Origin of the sequence: Clostridium pacaense, assembly GCF_020709765.2 — a bacterium.
GTDB lineage: Bacteria > Bacillota > Clostridia > Lachnospirales > Lachnospiraceae > Enterocloster > Enterocloster hominis.
Genome location: NZ_JAJFEB020000009.1, coordinates 48,260 through 62,895 on the forward strand (window position 1 = coordinate 48,260; position 14,636 = coordinate 62,895).

A 14,636-nucleotide genomic window follows, 5' to 3' on the forward strand; every position below is an offset into this window, starting at 1 on the left:
CCGCTTTCATCCCCATACCTGTTCCCTGTGCCCTATTTCCGGTTCCCGGTTTGGCCCCCGTCCGTCCTCCTGCGTCACTTTGGGGCTGCCAGCCGATAGGCATGGCGGTTCACCGTCATATTGATGGTGTAAGCAATCCCTTCCGCCGTATCAAAAAAGCTTTGATCCAGGCTCCCCTCCATCCAGTCCCTGGCGGCCTGGCGCAGATGCCCGGTAAAATAGCTGCGGAAGGTGCTGATTCCCTTTTCCGTAACGCCTCCCTTGGTGGCCCGGTGCCTCATGTCCTCCTCCATTCCAGTACGGTCAGACAATTGGGCAGCCAGGGAAAATGCCTCAAAATTAGCGCCGTGGAACCCCTGTGCCAGGGTCTCATCGCATCCCAGCGACAGAATGTAGCGCAGGATGCCGTCATACCATGCGTCTGACATGCGGCACACAAACTCACGGATATATGCAGGAACGTCCTCCTCTGCGCAGGGATACATCCCCTGTCCCTCCAGCCCGGTATGCCGGCGGAAAGCTGCCCGCCACCCGGATGCAATGTCCTTTACAGGGACCTGGCAGCCCATGTCCCCCAGGCCGTCGGCAATGGCGCAGACACAGTCGGAAATGGTATAGGTGGTTATCTTGCTGGAAAGACCATATAGACTCTGGTCCTGGTCCACAATGAAACTCCGGCTGAACATGTCGGAAAACTCAATGGCCCGGGCTTCCCGTTCCCTGGGGAAGGAACCTGCAAAGGTGAGGAAACCTGCGCCCAGCTTATGCAGCGGGACTCCCTGTTTTTCTTTGATCATGCTGGGAAGGAATTTTGCCGCCAGGACATCCTCCCCCAGAAGATCAAGATACATCCGTGGCTCCGGTGTGGGACCAAAGGTATATATATCCGGCAGGTTCCAGCCCTTCCTGCGCGCCTCCTCAAAATAGGGCTTAAGGTCCTCCTGCGCCACAAGAGGGATGACCGCAGGCGGCGTGGAAACGATTATGATATCCGGCCGTTTCTCCCGGAGCAGCCGGCCGGTATTGCCTGCCGATACAGGGAAGGGAACCTGCTTTTGAAGTTCAGCCACCTTGTCCGGGTTGCGGCGTACCCCGAATACATTGCTCCCTGCCTTGTCTCCCAGAAGACAGCGGTACCCCGGCATCAGATACTTTCCGATATTCCCCATACCGATGACTACGATGTTATAATTGGGTTCCATGATCATATATGTTAACCTCCTTATTCTTTGTCAGGACGTGCAGGCGGCCGGTGTGGATCATTAAACAGCCCACCGTGCAGAAGCAGCCGCTGTACGGATCCGTTCCGTTCCATTTGTATATTTCAACTGTTTCCTTCCTCTTTAACCGCAAACTTTTGTGAGCCTTTTCCTCCAATTATACTCGTTATAGTTAGCTTGTCAATGAAAATATTATATATTTACTCACAAATGTTGATTTTTTAGACTATTCTGCCAACCGGAAACAAGCCGGGACACAAAACAGGGATGTAATACCGTAAGCCGGATTCCATCCCTGTAACTGTTTTTTATGTTTTTAAAAAAATGTCTCACCTTACATCCGTCAGATACCGTTATGTTCCAGCCATCTGTCAGCGCAGTACGCATACCCCGCCGCCCCCAGAGGCAGCATATCCTCATTAAAACGCACCTTCGGGTTATGCTGGCTGTAAGGATATCCGTTCTCCCTGTCCGGCCCCGCTCCTATGAAAAAATATGCGGAAGGAACCCGCATGGTGACGCAGGCAAAGTCCTCCGACCCCATTTTCATGATTGGCGGTTCCACTACCGTGCCTTCATTTCCCAGGGCCTCCTCCAGGTATGCCCGAAGTTCGGTTTCCAGCTGCCTGTCCACCAGAAGGGGTTCCTGCTGGTGGTCAAAGGACACCTGGCCCGTGCAGTTAAAGGACCTGGCGATTCCTTCCACCACCTCCTTCAGGCGGCTGACAAGGACGGCCCTCTGGTCCGGGTTGTAGGTCCTTATGCTGCCTGTCAGTGTCACGGTTTTGGGGAACACGTTAAATGTCTTGCTGTCGCTCTCAATGGAACAGACCGTCAGCATGCAGGTTTCAGTGGGAATGGTCTCCCTTGCAATCAGGGTTTCCAGACCAGTGACAATATGGGCCGACGCGTTAATGGCGTCAACTGCCTGATGAGGGCGTGCCCCATGTCCCGACCTGCCGCACACCAGGATTGTGAATACATCATTGGAACAGAAGGTGGGACCCACACTGTAATTCAGCCTGCCCAGGGGCAGGGCGGCGTCCACATGGAACGCCACCGCCGCGTCCGGCCTGGGATTTTCCAGCACCCCGGCCTCTACCATGGCCTGGGCGCCGTTGCCGGTTTCCTCTCCCGGCTGGAACATCAGCTTCACCGTCCCTTTCAGGCCGGACTCATTTTCCTTTAACATCCTGGCAGCGCCTAACAGCATGGCAGTATGTGTGTCATGCCCGCAGCAGTGGGCCTTGCCAGGGTTTAAGGAGGCAAAGGGCAGTCCGCTTTCCTCATCCATCGTAAGCGCGTCCATATCGGCCCGCAGCAGGATGACCGGGGTTCCCTGGCCAACCGTGGCAACCAGGCCAGGCCCCACATGGGCAGCCTGATACCCCATCTCCCTCAGCCGTCGTTCAATATACTCCATGGTCACCGGAGTATCACAGCCGGTTTCCGGGTGTTGGTGCAGATATCTTCTATCTGCGGTAATCTCCTCTGCCAGTTGGAAGGCTCTCTCTAAGTAATCTATGGCAATTCTCCTTTCGCATTCTATAAAGCCTGCTATCAATCCATTACGATACCGCTTCCTTACAGCCGCCTTACAGATGGATCATGGTGGCAATCACCACCATGGCGCCGCCGATGCACAGGTTGGTCACAATGATCCTCCAGATGTACTTCACATACTGTCCATAGGTAATCCCCGCAATGGCAACCGCCCCCATGGTGGCAGCGGACATGGGCAGCAGCAGGTTGGTGAGGCCGTCACCGAAAATGAATGCCGTTACAACGGTCTGAGGCGTAAGCCCCAGCACATCGCCCAGAGGTCCCATGATCGGAATGGTGGCAGCAGCCTGGCCGGAACCGGAGATGATGAAGCAGTTCATGATGACCTGGAATATGTACATGAACAGCGCGCCGATTACCTTTGGCATGCCGCTTAACAGGCTGGAGAAGGCATACACGATGGTATCCGTGATGAACGCCTGGTCCATGACAAGGCTGATGGCCTTTGCAAAGCCCACCACCAGGGCGCCTACCAGGACCCTTCTGGCCCCGGCCACAAACTCGTCGCATATCTGGTTGCCGTTAAAGCCGCCTGTCAGTCCGCATACAATGGCCATGATAAGGAACACGGCCGCAATCTGGGTACCGAAATCCCACCCGTTCAGGGCGCCGTAGATAACACAGCCGATACCTGCCGCAAACTCAACAAGGACAAGAAGCCTCCTGGTGGTCAGCTGGGAATCAATTTCATTCACCTGTCCCGCATCAGCCTGGGCCGCCAGCTCAACATCATAGCAGCAGCTCTTTGCAGGATTCTTCTTAACCCTCATGGCATACCATACGGTCCAGAAACAGACGGAGCACAGCAGCAGGATATAGCCCACGGCGCGGAACCACAGACCGGAAAACATCTCAATCCCCAGAAGGGTCTGGGCCACGCCGGTGGTCATGGTGTTAAACAGTCCGCTGGCAAATCCAGCATTGCCCGCGGCAATGGTGATGGATACGCCCACCATGGCGTCAAAGCCCAGGGTCCTGGCAAACAGTATGCCCAACGGGACAAAGGCCAGCATGCTCTCGGCATTCCCGGTAAATGCAGGAAGCATGGAGAATGCGATGATCACAAGCGGAAGCAGGGCCGCGCCCAGATGTCCGCCCATCTTCAACACCTTTGCCAGCATTGCCTTGGTAGCGCCGGTGGCCTCGATGACGGCAAAGGAGCCGCCGATGATAAGAACCATGTTCGCGATGGAGGCCACTGCCTTCATACCGGACGGAATGGCGGTGAAGATATCAAACAGGGAGGCCGGGTTGGCGTCAACCATATGATAGCTGGCAGGGTCGACTACATTTCTTCCGGCTACTTCAATACGGTCATATTGCCCCGCCGGGATGAGATACGTCAGGACTGCCGCAAATACAATCATGATAAGTATGATGATCAGTGTGTGCGGAAATGCCATTTTCTTTTTCGTATTCGTATTGTTCATTTCAGTCACCTCGTAATTTTATACTGATTTTATCTCTTAATCGGCCTTGATGACGCGCAGGTCCTTGCTCATCCGGTTCAGGCAGTCACAGCCGTCCTCCGTTACAGCCACCAGGTCCTCTATGCGCACGCCGCCCAGACCAGGTATGTAAATGCCCGGTTCCACGGAAAAGACCATGCCCGGCCGTATCTCCATGGTATTGCCGCCTCCCACATCCGGGAACTCATGTCCGTCAATGCCGATGTTGTGGCCTATTCGGTGGGTAAAATAATTGCCAAAGCCATGTCTGGCAATCACGTCACGTCCGGCCCTGTCAATATCGCAGAATCTTGCGCCTGGCTTCACAGCGTCCATGGCAGTCAGCTGGGCCTCCTTAACCACCTCGTAAATATTCCTCATCTTATCTGGAACGCTCTTGTAAAATACGGTGCGCGTCATGTCCGAGCGGTAGCCATTAAGGCGCGCGCCCGCGTCTATCATGATGCAGTCACCAGGGACAGGCTTTGTATCATCCGGCTTATGGTGGGCGTAACCGCAGGATTTCCCGTAAGCCACCACGCCTATGATGTTATAGCCGTCCGCACCGTAGGAACAATATGCCTCATGAAGCATGCGGTGATGCTTCTGCTCCGTCAGGTCCGGATCCACATATTCAAACATCTGCCCGATGACCTTCTCATTGACTTCCTGGGACTGGCGCAGCAGCTGGATTTCCCCTTCGTCCTTTACCATACGGATATAATCAATCACCCGGCTGTTTAACACATAGCGGGCCTCCGCCTGGGACATCAGGCCCAGCAGAAAACCGGAGGACCAGTTCCTGTCCACGCCCACCACTGCGCCGGGGCGGATTTTTCCGGCAAGAAGCCGGATTGGATCGTCGCTGTCTGAATACCAGACAATCTCAGCGCTGCCCGCCATCCGGGCGTAGTCAGTCTGAAGGGTATTCATGAAAAAGGCGAGGCCGCCCTGGGTATCCAGGTAGAGGGCAAACAGGCGCCCGCCGGAAGGAGCGAACCGGCCTGTGAGGTAATAAAGGGTGGAGGGGTCGCTGATAATCATCTGGTCCATGCCATGCTCCCTCATTCCCTTGAGGATTTTTTCAATACGGTCTGTTCTCATTTGGGGTTCTCCTAAATCTGAACTGTTGTTGCAATGAGGAAGGAGGACGTGGTCAGATTACCTTCTTCTCCTTCCATCTGCCTGTAAGGTACCTTGAAAATGATATTATATAGTTGGCGATCCATCCCATGGGCGCGGAATACCACACAGCCGCTATTCCCCAGACAGGGGCAAAATAGAAAGCGGCAAATACGCGGATTCCCAGGTTCACCAGATTGGATACAGTGAATACCAGCATGTCGCCGGAACCCCTGAGCACGCCATCCGCACACGTCTTCAGCCCCACGAACAGGAAGAAATAGCACACCCCGGACAGGTATCCGGTGCCTGTCTCAAAGGCGGTGACGGAAGCAGATGCCCCGGTCCCCGGCACGGCGGCAGCCCCTGACAGGATTCCCCCGGCGGCGCCGGCTCCTGTGCCCGCGGCCCCGCCGCCCAGGAACGCAGCAATAAGAGGTCCTTTAAAAAGCGTCAGGACCAGGGCAATGATCAGTGCAAAAACTGCCACGATGATGTAGCTGGCCCTGTAGCCCTGCCTGACCCGTTCTATCTTTCCCGCCCCGATGTTCTGGGCCGTGAACGTAGCCATGGCATTGCCCGTGGCGCTCATGGGCACGATACAGATGGACTCGATGCGTCCCCCCGCGGAGTAGCCGGCCAGCGCAGCGGAACCGAATCCGTTTACCACGGACTGGACCAGCAGCCTTCCCACGGAAACAATGGATTGCTGGAGGATGGAGGGGACCGAGATCCTGGTCCCCTTTCCCAGCATTTTCATATCGTAATATGTAAATCCTTCCTTTTCCTGTCCCCCATAACCTTTGAGCCTTCTGATAAGAAGACAGAATAACAGCAGGGCAGAAAAGCCCTGGGCGAACACAGTGGCAATTGCAACCCCGTCCACACCCATTCCCAGCCAGGTAACTGAAAACAGGTCCAGGGCCACATTTAACAGAGATGAAAAGACAAGAAAGCCTAAAGGAGTCCTGGAATCCCCCATTGCGTTAAAAACAGCGGCCAGGATGTTGTACATGAAAAGGAAGGGCAGTCCCAGGAAGTAGATTCCCAGGTACAGCCTGGCCTGCTCCAGGATATTGTCCGGTGTATGCAGGGTTTTTAGGATTGCGCCGTTGAAACCGAACCCCACTCCGCCTAACAGGAGGCTGATACAGAGGAAGGTAATCAGTGATGTGGAAACAGAGGTCTTCATCCTCCCATACTGTTTCGCTCCCAGATACTGGGAAATCAGTACAGACACGCCGTTTCCCCCGCCGATGGCCACCATGATGAACACGTTGGTGAGGGCGTAGGAGGCCCCCACGGCGGCCAGGGCATCCTCCCCCACAAAGTTTCCCACAATCATGGAATCAGCCATGTTGTACAGCTGCTGGAACAGATTCCCCAGTATCATGGGGAGGGCGAAGAGAAGGAGGCTGATACCGGGCCTCCCCTCCGTCAGGCCGGCCCGTTGTTTCCTGCCTGACTTAAACATTTATACCTCAGGCGCCCATGATTTGATGTTTGCAATGGAAAGCCCCATGTCGCAGGCCTGCAGTTTCACACAGATAGCGTCAATGAGATAGCAGCGGCCGGAGCTTTCCGTGGATGCCTTGGCCCTTACCAGCGCGTCCTTCAACCCATCCGGGCTGAATACGCGTTCGGCCACGCAGCCATAGGCCTCTCCCAGCTTCACATAATCAATGGTACCATCCTGGTTGTATGGCATATCCACGGCATACTCAAAACCGTAGCCGCTCTGGTTCTGGCGGATCAGGCCCAGGTATGCATTGTTCACCACCACAATGATGATTGGTTTCTTAAAGGCGGAAGCAACTGCAATCTCCTCTCCCATGAAGGTCAGTCCGAAGTCCCCGACCAGGGTCACGCTGTGGCACCCAGGCTGGGCCACCTTCACGCCAAAAGCCGCCGGCACCTCATATCCAAGGGTTCCTGCACCGCCGGACGGCAGATATTTTCCGGCTTTGTTGATGGTCTGAAGCTGTCCGCTCCAAATCTGGGTAATGCCGCATCCCACCGTAAAATAGGTCTCATCGTCAAATGCCTCATTGACTTCCTGGAACACGCGGTGGGGCATGATGGGGCTGCAGTCATAATCCATCCTGCGCGCCAGCTCTTCCCGAAGGGCAGGTATGGCCTCTGCCCTGGCCGGATTCACAGGGCCAAGGCCCGCTGCCTCCACTTCCGTGATCAGCGCCTGTACAGCCAGCCCTGCATCGGATACGATTCCCAGTTCAGGCTCAAATACCATCCCAATCTGGCTTGGCTCGATATTGATATGGATGAACCGGCGGCCTTCGCAGTATGTCTTTAAATCCCCGGTGTGGCGGTCTGAGAAACGGTTGCCGATGCCGATGACCAGGTCGGAATCCAGGAAAACCCGGTTGCCGATGGGCTGCCCCACCTGGATACCCACATGGCCCGCGTTCAACGGATGGTCCTCCGGTATCCCGCCTTTGGCCTGGTAGGTGGTAACCACCGGAATCTGAAGCATTTCCGCCAGCTTAACAACCTGGTCCGTGCAGCCGTCTATCAGGCATCCGCCGCCCATGATGAGGACCGGCGCCTTGCTTTCCTTTATCATCTGGACTGCCTGCTTAATCCGGTCCATGTCCGGGCCAGGAACAGGAACCTCCCTGGGCACATAGCTGTCGATGTCAAAGTCCAGCTCCGCCTTCTGTACATCCAGAGGAAGCTCCACCAGTACCGGGCCTGGACGGCCTTCCCTCATCAGGTAGAATGCTTCATTCATGATGGCCGGAAGGTCCTCCGCCTTCATCACGCACCACGCCTTCTTGGTCACGGTCTTGACAATGTCAGGCATGTCCACGCACTGGAATGGTTCCTGGCCCAGCTGGCCGGTATTGGCCTGTCCCACCACGCACAGCACCGGCATGGAATCAATGAATGCCGTATAAAGCCCGGTGACAAAGTTGGTGGCGCCGGGGCCTGCGGAGCAGATTGCCAGCGCGATCTCGTGCTTTGCGCGCTGGTAGCCGTCGGCCGCATGGACGCAGGCCTCCTCATGGCGCATGGTGAAATGTTCAATGGGCGCATGCTCCATATATTTATACACGGGATTGATGGCTGCTCCCGGGATGCCGAAGGCGGTTTTTATGCCTTCCTTACACATGATCTCCACAATAGCTTGTGCAACTGTCATCTTCATATTTCTTTCTCCTTCTTTTCCCTTCCACGGTTTGTTTTTATCGTGGACTTTTATTGCCCTTCCACGGTTTATTTCATCGTGGACTTTCATTATCAATGGTTTCACTTTGCATTTTACCGGTTCACCACATGGATGGGCGCGCCTGCAAGATATGCCTTCACATTCTCCACCGTGCAGTCCATGATCCTCTGTCTGCTCTCCTTTGGCGCCCAGGAAATGTGAGGCGTGATGATGCAGTTCTTTGCCTTTAACAACGGGTTGTCCCCCTTAATAGGCTCCGTGGACACCACGTCCAGGCCGGCCGCATACACCTTGCCCGAATCCAACGCATCCGCCAGGTCCTGTTCCACCACCAGCGGTCCCCTGGAATTGTTAAGGATGATCACGCCGTCCTTCATCCTGGCAATGGATTCCCTGTTGATGATGCCCTGGGTATCCGGGAACAGCGGGCAGTGGAGGGCAATGACATCTGACTGTGCAAAGAGCGTATCCAGATCCACATACCGGGCAATGGCCCTGCCCGCGTCATTCTGGAAGCTGTCATATGCAATAATGTCCATTCCCATTGCCTTGGCAATCTTCCCTGTCTGCTGCCCGATACGGCCAAAGCCGATGATGCCCATGGTCTTGCCGTCCAGCTCAATCAGCGGATAATCCCAATAACACCAGTCCTGGCAGTTTTCCCATTTCCCAGCATGCACGGTATCGCTGTGGTGGGCCACATGATGGCAGATTTCCAACAGCATGGCGATTGCAAACTGGCCCACGGCGGCAGTCCCATAGGAGGGCACATTGGACAGGGGAATGCCCTTTTCCTTCGCATATGCATAATCCACCACATTGTATCCGGTGGCCAGCATGGCAATGTACCTGATAGACGGGCATGCATCAATCACCCGCTTTGTGATGGGCGTCTTGTTGGTAATGACAACCTGCGCATCCCCGATGCGTGCGATGGCCTCTTCCTCATCGGTCAGGCTTGTGCGGTCATAAACCGTTACCTGGCCCAGTTTCTCCAGTTCCCCCCAGCTTAAATCTCCCGGGTTTTCCGTATAACCATCCAGAACCACAATTTTCATAGACGTATCCTTTCTATAATTAATAGTGCCCCATCAATCCTCCAGCATGGCCCATGCGCGGTTTAACACCCGCTTTGTGTTGGCCAGGACAATCTCTTCATCCTCGCCAGGCCGCAGGGTGACCTCCATGGACAGCACGTAAGGGCTGGTGGCGTCTAAAAAGCCTTCCTCTTTTATCACCCTCAGATAGTCAATCAGCTCCGGCGTATCATTGGCGCTGTTTGGATATCCGAAACGTGGATGCAGGTCGCCGTACCCGTCAAATCCCTTCCTGACCACCGCATTGCCAAAGTGGAAATGGGTAATATAGGGCCTGAGAAGGCGGATTACAAACTGGCTTGTCTCATAGGTGGTGGGGAAATGGCTCAAATCCACCAGAAGTCCGAAATTATTGTGGGTGGTGCGCATATCAGCGGCAAATCTGGCCGCATATGGGGCCGGGCCGATTAACGCGGCCTTGTCCATGTCAAAGTCAAATACCTCCAGCTCCACCGACATGCCCTTGGCGCCCGCATAATCGCAGACCGCGCGGGTTGTCTTGAGCAGCTGGGCATAGGCCTGTTCCTTTGTCTCCGGCTGCCACTTGCCTGCCAGGAATGCTATCCCCCTGGCGCCCAGGTACTCTGCCTCATCCACCGCTTCAATCAGGGTGGCCTCCGCTTTCCTGCGCTCCTCCTCGTCTATGTGGTTGGGGTTCAGGTTCCCTCCAAGCAGGCGGGGCTGGGCGCCGTAGCATACCTTCAGGTGGCTCTGTCCCAAAAGCGCCCTGGCTTCCTCATTGTTGACCCCAAAACCCTTTACCTCGACGGCGTCAAAGTAATCATCCCTGCATATGGCTTTTAATGACTCCATGGGTTCCCTCCTGGGATAACTCATCCACTGGATGGTCCCTACCTGAAAATATTTATGAATCGATTCCCTCATGGCTTTTTACTCCTTATCTGACTGCTATGTACGACTACAATTCCACTGCCTCCCGCACAGCCCGCAGGTTCTCCTCAGGGGAACGCGGGTCTGCCACGCAGCCCGGGCCGACTAACAGGCCCTTTCCGTCCACCATGTCAATGGCTTCCCGTATATGTTTCTTTATCATGTCCGGCGTGGTTCCCGGCTTGGACATGATGCTGTCATACTCCAGACTGCTTCCCACAATGGCCGGGCCTTCATAAAGCCCGCCCAGGAATGCCTTCGAACACTTCGCCCTGGCTTCTTTTAAGGACGGTCCGTTCTGGCGGTCATGCCAGTTCAGCACATTGCAGGGATATCTTGACATTTCATCGAAACGGATGTTGCTGCCATGGACATGGAGCACGTTGAACCAGGTAACATCCTTGTAGGAGTTGATGACCCGTAAATCATATGGCTTGCAGAACTCGGCAAACATGGTGTCGCCCATCAGGTCATAGCTGGCGCACTGGCTGGCAAAAAAGAAGCCGCTTACCCCTGCCTCGATGTTGGCTTTGACGAAATTAATGGTTGTCTGCGTAATGGCGTCCAGGGCCTGGTGCACCAGATCCGGGTTTTCCAGCATGTCCTGGAGCATACGGTTTCCCGCCAGCTTCTTAAGGGTGGTGGCAGGCGAGAAAATGGTCTGGATATAGGGTGTTCCAGGCTTAACCAGCCGCTCCATCCACTGGGAAAGCTGGAGCACCTTGCCCCAGGTGCCATAGATGGCGGGCAGCGGTTCAATGTACCTGTAATCTTCAATGCTTGAGATACCCGAGGCAGCAATCTCCACCTCTTTGTATTTATCACAGTAAATATCCAGCTTGGCGCCCCAGTCAGGGATGGTATAAGCCCCGAACGGCATCATTTTAATAAAGTCATAATCATACTTCTCGTTAAATTCCACCATGGCTTCCGCCAGTGAGCGGGAATCCTGGTCCTTATCAGATATGTGCATCCAGACGCTGACAGGCACCCGGTCCGGTTCCCGGCCTTCCACAGCCGCGCGTACACGTTCTTCCCTGGTCATAAACTATCTCCTCTCTTTAGTCAGAAATCATGATTCTCAGGATTTCCCGGTCCGTCTCAGCCATGCCGTCATGGCCCAGGCGTCCCACGCTGGCAATCATGTTCTCCACGCCCTTCTTGACAATGCCGTCGCCGCCCACGAACTGCTGTCCTTCCAGATGCATCTCATATCCAAGGATTCCGTTGTCAACCGCCAGGGCAATCTTGCCCGCGCAGGATGCCTTGGCTCCGTCGCACACAACACCGGAAGCAATGGCCAGGGCATTGACCAGCGTATGGATGATTCCATCCAGGTCAGCGCCTTTGAGGTAGGCAATTCCGCAGCCAGCGGCAGCGCCTGCATTGATTGCCCCGCAGTAAGCGCTCAGGCGTCCGATGGGCGTTTTCTGATGGATGCCCAGAAGGTTGGACAGCACCAGGGCGCGGTACAGCTTTTCCTGGCTTACGCCCATGGCCCTTGCGTATACGATGACCGGTACGGAAGCGGTAATCCCCTGATTGCCGGAACCGGAATTAATGATGACCGGCAGCTCGCAGCCGTTCATGCGTGCATCGCTGCCCGCAGCTGCCATGGCCCTTGCCTTCAGGCGCAGCGCGGACTCCCCGCCATGTTCCATCACATCCTTGTTGGCCTTTAAAAGAACGGAACCTATGTTGGCGCCGTAATCACTCTTAAGGCCTTCCTCGGAAATGGCCATATTATAATCAATCTGGACATCCAGGACCTTTTTCACATCCTCAAGTTCCACCGTATTAGCAAAATCATATATCAGTTCCACTGAAAGGAAGGAGCGGTCCGTCAGGTCTGACTCGCTGTCATCCTTAATCTCACTGGACTGAAGGACTTCACCATCCTTCTCAATCAGGACAATATTGGTATGGTAGTTGGCAATGCGGACCTTGGCATAGGACTCACCTGCGTAAACAATGACATTGATATCGAAAATCAAAGGTGACGAAGCTATCTCCACCTGAATCGGAACTGTTTCCATGAACGTGCGGATATCCGCCTGCTGTGCTTCGCTGACTTCAGCAATCACTTCCAGCTGTTTCCCCGCATCCCCGGCAACAATGCCGGCTGCGGCTGCGGCCGGGATACCGCGCAGATGCCCGGTGTTGGGCACGATGACACTCTTTACATTCTTAATGATATTGCCGCTGGCTTCCACCACCACGCGGTCAGGCGCTTCCCCCAATGTCTCCCTTGCCACGGCCGCGCAGTAAGCAACCGCAATCGGCTCCGTACAGCCCATTGCGGGCAGCAGTTCCTCTTCCAGGATTTTTATACAGTCCTGATACTGGATATCACTTCTCTTCATTGAACGTTCTCCTTTACTTTTCCACGATTCTCTTTATCGCGGACTTTCCTTATTCTTATCCTGACTGCAGGAACACCCTGCCCCACAGGGGCCAGGGGCCTGCAATCCTTGTTTACTGGAAATCAGATGCCTGCCAGCGCTTCCTGCGCCCTGGCCAGACGGTCTTCCGGAACATATAAGGGCACGCAGCAGCCTGGCGCAAGGATAAGGCGGCCATCCGGCACCTGCTCAAGGGAGGACTTAAGATGCGCTTTCAACTGCTCATCATCCGCTTCTGCCAGGACCTTTAACTCTTCCACTCCGCCGATCAACAGCTTATCGCTCATCCTGCGTCCATCGGCCAGGGAAATGTCCACCAGCTGGTCATGCCAGTTAAGGGCCTGTACCGGATACTGGGAAAGCAGCTCAAACATAGGGGCATTTCCATGCATATGCATGATATTGAACCACATATCCTGTGCCGCCTCCAATACGCGCAGGTCGTATGGACGCCCGAATTCCTCATACTCAGCCACGCTCATCTTGTCGTAAGTCCCCAGCTGGCTTGCAAAGAAAATGCCGTCTGCCCCCAGTTTGGACATCTCTTTCACCAGATTGATGGTTGTCTGGCAGATAATCTCAAGGCCCTTGTGGAACGCCTCAGGGCTGCGGCGCATATGTACCAGCATCTTATCCCCGCTCATCTTGGCGGCCGTGGTCAGGGGATTAAAGATGGTGATGACAACAGGGACCTCTCCCTTATAGTGGTCAACCACGCCCTTTGCAGCTTCAATGGTAGCCGCCATGGAACCCTGGTCCATGGGAAGCACGTTCAGCTTTGTCCAGTCCTCATCATGCTTGATGCTGCAGTCTGTCACGACACCTACGCTGGAGCAGGTTTCCGGCCATACATTATCGCGCACCGGCCATTTGATGGTGGAGCCCCAGTCCTGGATGCTGAAGAGTCCCTGATATGTCACTTTAACGAAATCCCACTGAAAACGGTCCTGGAACTGGATGATCTTCTTGACCAGTTCCTTCGGATCTTCATCATAAGGAGGAAAATGCTTCCAAAGGTTCATTGATGGTGTATCCAGTTTCCTGCCCTCCAATAAAGCTTTAATTCTCTCTGTCTTAGTCATAGTTTTTAATCTCCTCTCATATTGTGTTAATATTATTTATCATGATACCGTCCGGACCACCGGAACCACGGTTGGAACCAGCCGTCCGGTCAGTAACATAAACATAAGTAATTACAGATGTATTATCTATAGAAGCGAAGCTTACATATAGGGCATCCGTCAGCCAGGGTTTCAGTCAGATCCAGCTTCAGTCCCATGCCCTCGGCGATACCCCGGTCCCCGTCCATGGCAATGTCGCAGAACAATGCGCAGGTTTCGTCATCAAAGCCCAGCTTCTTCCATGCGCTTAACAGCGGACAGTAATGGAAATCCACAAGGACCTCTGACTCTGACATCTCAATGATTTTCTTTTCAAAGGTCTTTCTTCCCAGTTCATTTAAGAACACATCCGCAAAATCCCTGCAGTCCTCCGGGTTGGCGCAGGCCGCCTTATAGTTCTCACCATGGATTTTTCCACATTTCCAGATTGCCCTCCTGATTGCCGGTTCAGGATTAATACCGTCCTTTTTCAGTTCGTCATAAATCAAAGCCATCCAGGATGCCCTGTGCTCAATCGCCGACCTGTTGACATTGGCCTGCGGGTCATCAATCAGTAATGCCACATTCTTAATCTCTCCCATG

General features: G+C 54.5%; 12 protein-coding genes. All 12 read right to left on the bottom strand.

Translation table 11 applies throughout. The annotated features are described in order from the left end of the window. Positions 1-74: 74 nt before the first annotated feature. Positions 75-1,208, bottom strand: coding sequence for an NAD(P)-binding domain-containing protein (locus tag LK536_RS45345; RefSeq protein ID WP_008719754.1), 1,134 nt, complete (start codon positions 1,206-1,208; stop codon positions 75-77). A gap of 355 nt (positions 1,209-1,563) precedes the next feature. Further along, positions 1,564-2,784, bottom strand: a complete 1,221-nt coding sequence (locus tag LK536_RS45350) for a M20 metallopeptidase family protein (protein WP_227795795.1) — start codon at positions 2,782-2,784, stop codon at positions 1,564-1,566. A 31-nt stretch (positions 2,785-2,815) separates the two neighbouring features. Next, positions 2,816-4,213 (bottom strand): YfcC family protein, encoded by a 1,398-nt coding sequence (locus LK536_RS45355; protein WP_227795796.1) that lies wholly within the window; start codon positions 4,211-4,213, stop codon positions 2,816-2,818. A 36-nt stretch (positions 4,214-4,249) separates the two neighbouring features. Beyond that, complete coding sequence (locus LK536_RS45360) at positions 4,250-5,335, bottom strand: M24 family metallopeptidase (protein ID WP_120055276.1); 1,086 nt, start codon at positions 5,333-5,335, stop codon at positions 4,250-4,252. A 52-nt stretch (positions 5,336-5,387) separates the two neighbouring features. Then, positions 5,388-6,827, bottom strand: a complete 1,440-nt coding sequence (locus LK536_RS45365) for an MATE family efflux transporter (protein ID WP_227795797.1) — start codon at positions 6,825-6,827, stop codon at positions 5,388-5,390. Next, on the bottom strand, positions 6,828-8,522 hold the full coding sequence (locus LK536_RS45370; protein ID WP_008719764.1) for a thiamine pyrophosphate-binding protein: 1,695 nt from the start codon (positions 8,520-8,522) through the stop codon (positions 6,828-6,830). It lies immediately after the preceding gene. Between the two features lie 113 nt (positions 8,523-8,635). Then, on the bottom strand, positions 8,636-9,601 hold the full coding sequence (locus tag LK536_RS45375; protein ID WP_008719765.1) for a D-2-hydroxyacid dehydrogenase: 966 nt from the start codon (positions 9,599-9,601) through the stop codon (positions 8,636-8,638). Between the two features lie 33 nt (positions 9,602-9,634). Then, a complete protein-coding gene (locus LK536_RS45380) occupies positions 9,635-10,453 on the bottom strand; it encodes a TIM barrel protein (protein WP_506092169.1) in 819 nt (272 codons plus the stop codon). Positions 10,454-10,559: 106 nt separating this feature from the next. Next, positions 10,560-11,576, bottom strand: a complete 1,017-nt coding sequence (locus LK536_RS45385; protein ID WP_227795798.1) for a uroporphyrinogen decarboxylase family protein — start codon at positions 11,574-11,576, stop codon at positions 10,560-10,562. 16 nt (positions 11,577-11,592) lie between these two features. Beyond that, complete coding sequence (locus LK536_RS45390; RefSeq protein ID WP_120055275.1) at positions 11,593-12,894, bottom strand: L-cysteine desulfidase family protein; 1,302 nt, start codon at positions 12,892-12,894, stop codon at positions 11,593-11,595. 122 nt (positions 12,895-13,016) lie between these two features. After that, positions 13,017-14,015, bottom strand: a complete 999-nt coding sequence (locus LK536_RS45395; RefSeq protein ID WP_008719769.1) for a uroporphyrinogen decarboxylase family protein — start codon at positions 14,013-14,015, stop codon at positions 13,017-13,019. A 122-nt stretch (positions 14,016-14,137) separates the two neighbouring features. Next, the gene (locus LK536_RS45400) at positions 14,138-14,635 is read right to left on the bottom strand and encodes an L-2-amino-thiazoline-4-carboxylic acid hydrolase (RefSeq protein ID WP_227795799.1); all 498 of its coding nucleotides are present in this window, start codon (positions 14,633-14,635) and stop codon (positions 14,138-14,140) included. Position 14,636: the final 1 nt, after the last annotated feature.

Coding starts and splice junctions, on each gene's coding strand:
- LK536_RS45345 (WP_008719754.1), bottom strand. CDS start 1,208: ATGATCATGGAACCCAATTATAACATCGTAGTCATCGGTATGGGGAAT.
- LK536_RS45355 (WP_227795796.1), bottom strand. CDS start 4,213: ATGAACAATACGAATACGAAAAAGAAAATGGCATTTCCGCACACACTG.
- LK536_RS45360 (WP_120055276.1), bottom strand. CDS start 5,335: ATGAGAACAGACCGTATTGAAAAAATCCTCAAGGGAATGAGGGAGCAT.
- LK536_RS45365 (WP_227795797.1), bottom strand. CDS start 6,827: ATGTTTAAGTCAGGCAGGAAACAACGGGCCGGCCTGACGGAGGGGAGG.
- LK536_RS45370 (WP_008719764.1), bottom strand. CDS start 8,522: ATGAAGATGACAGTTGCACAAGCTATTGTGGAGATCATGTGTAAGGAA.
- LK536_RS45375 (WP_008719765.1), bottom strand. CDS start 9,601: ATGAAAATTGTGGTTCTGGATGGTTATACGGAAAACCCGGGAGATTTA.
- LK536_RS45380 (WP_506092169.1), bottom strand. CDS start 10,453: ATGGAGTCATTAAAAGCCATATGCAGGGATGATTACTTTGACGCCGTC.
- LK536_RS45385 (WP_227795798.1), bottom strand. CDS start 11,576: ATGACCAGGGAAGAACGTGTACGCGCGGCTGTGGAAGGCCGGGAACCG.
- LK536_RS45390 (WP_120055275.1), bottom strand. CDS start 12,894: ATGAAGAGAAGTGATATCCAGTATCAGGACTGTATAAAAATCCTGGAA.
- LK536_RS45395 (WP_008719769.1), bottom strand. CDS start 14,015: ATGACTAAGACAGAGAGAATTAAAGCTTTATTGGAGGGCAGGAAACTG.
- LK536_RS45400 (WP_227795799.1), bottom strand. CDS start 14,635: ATGGGAGAGATTAAGAATGTGGCATTACTGATTGATGACCCGCAGGCC.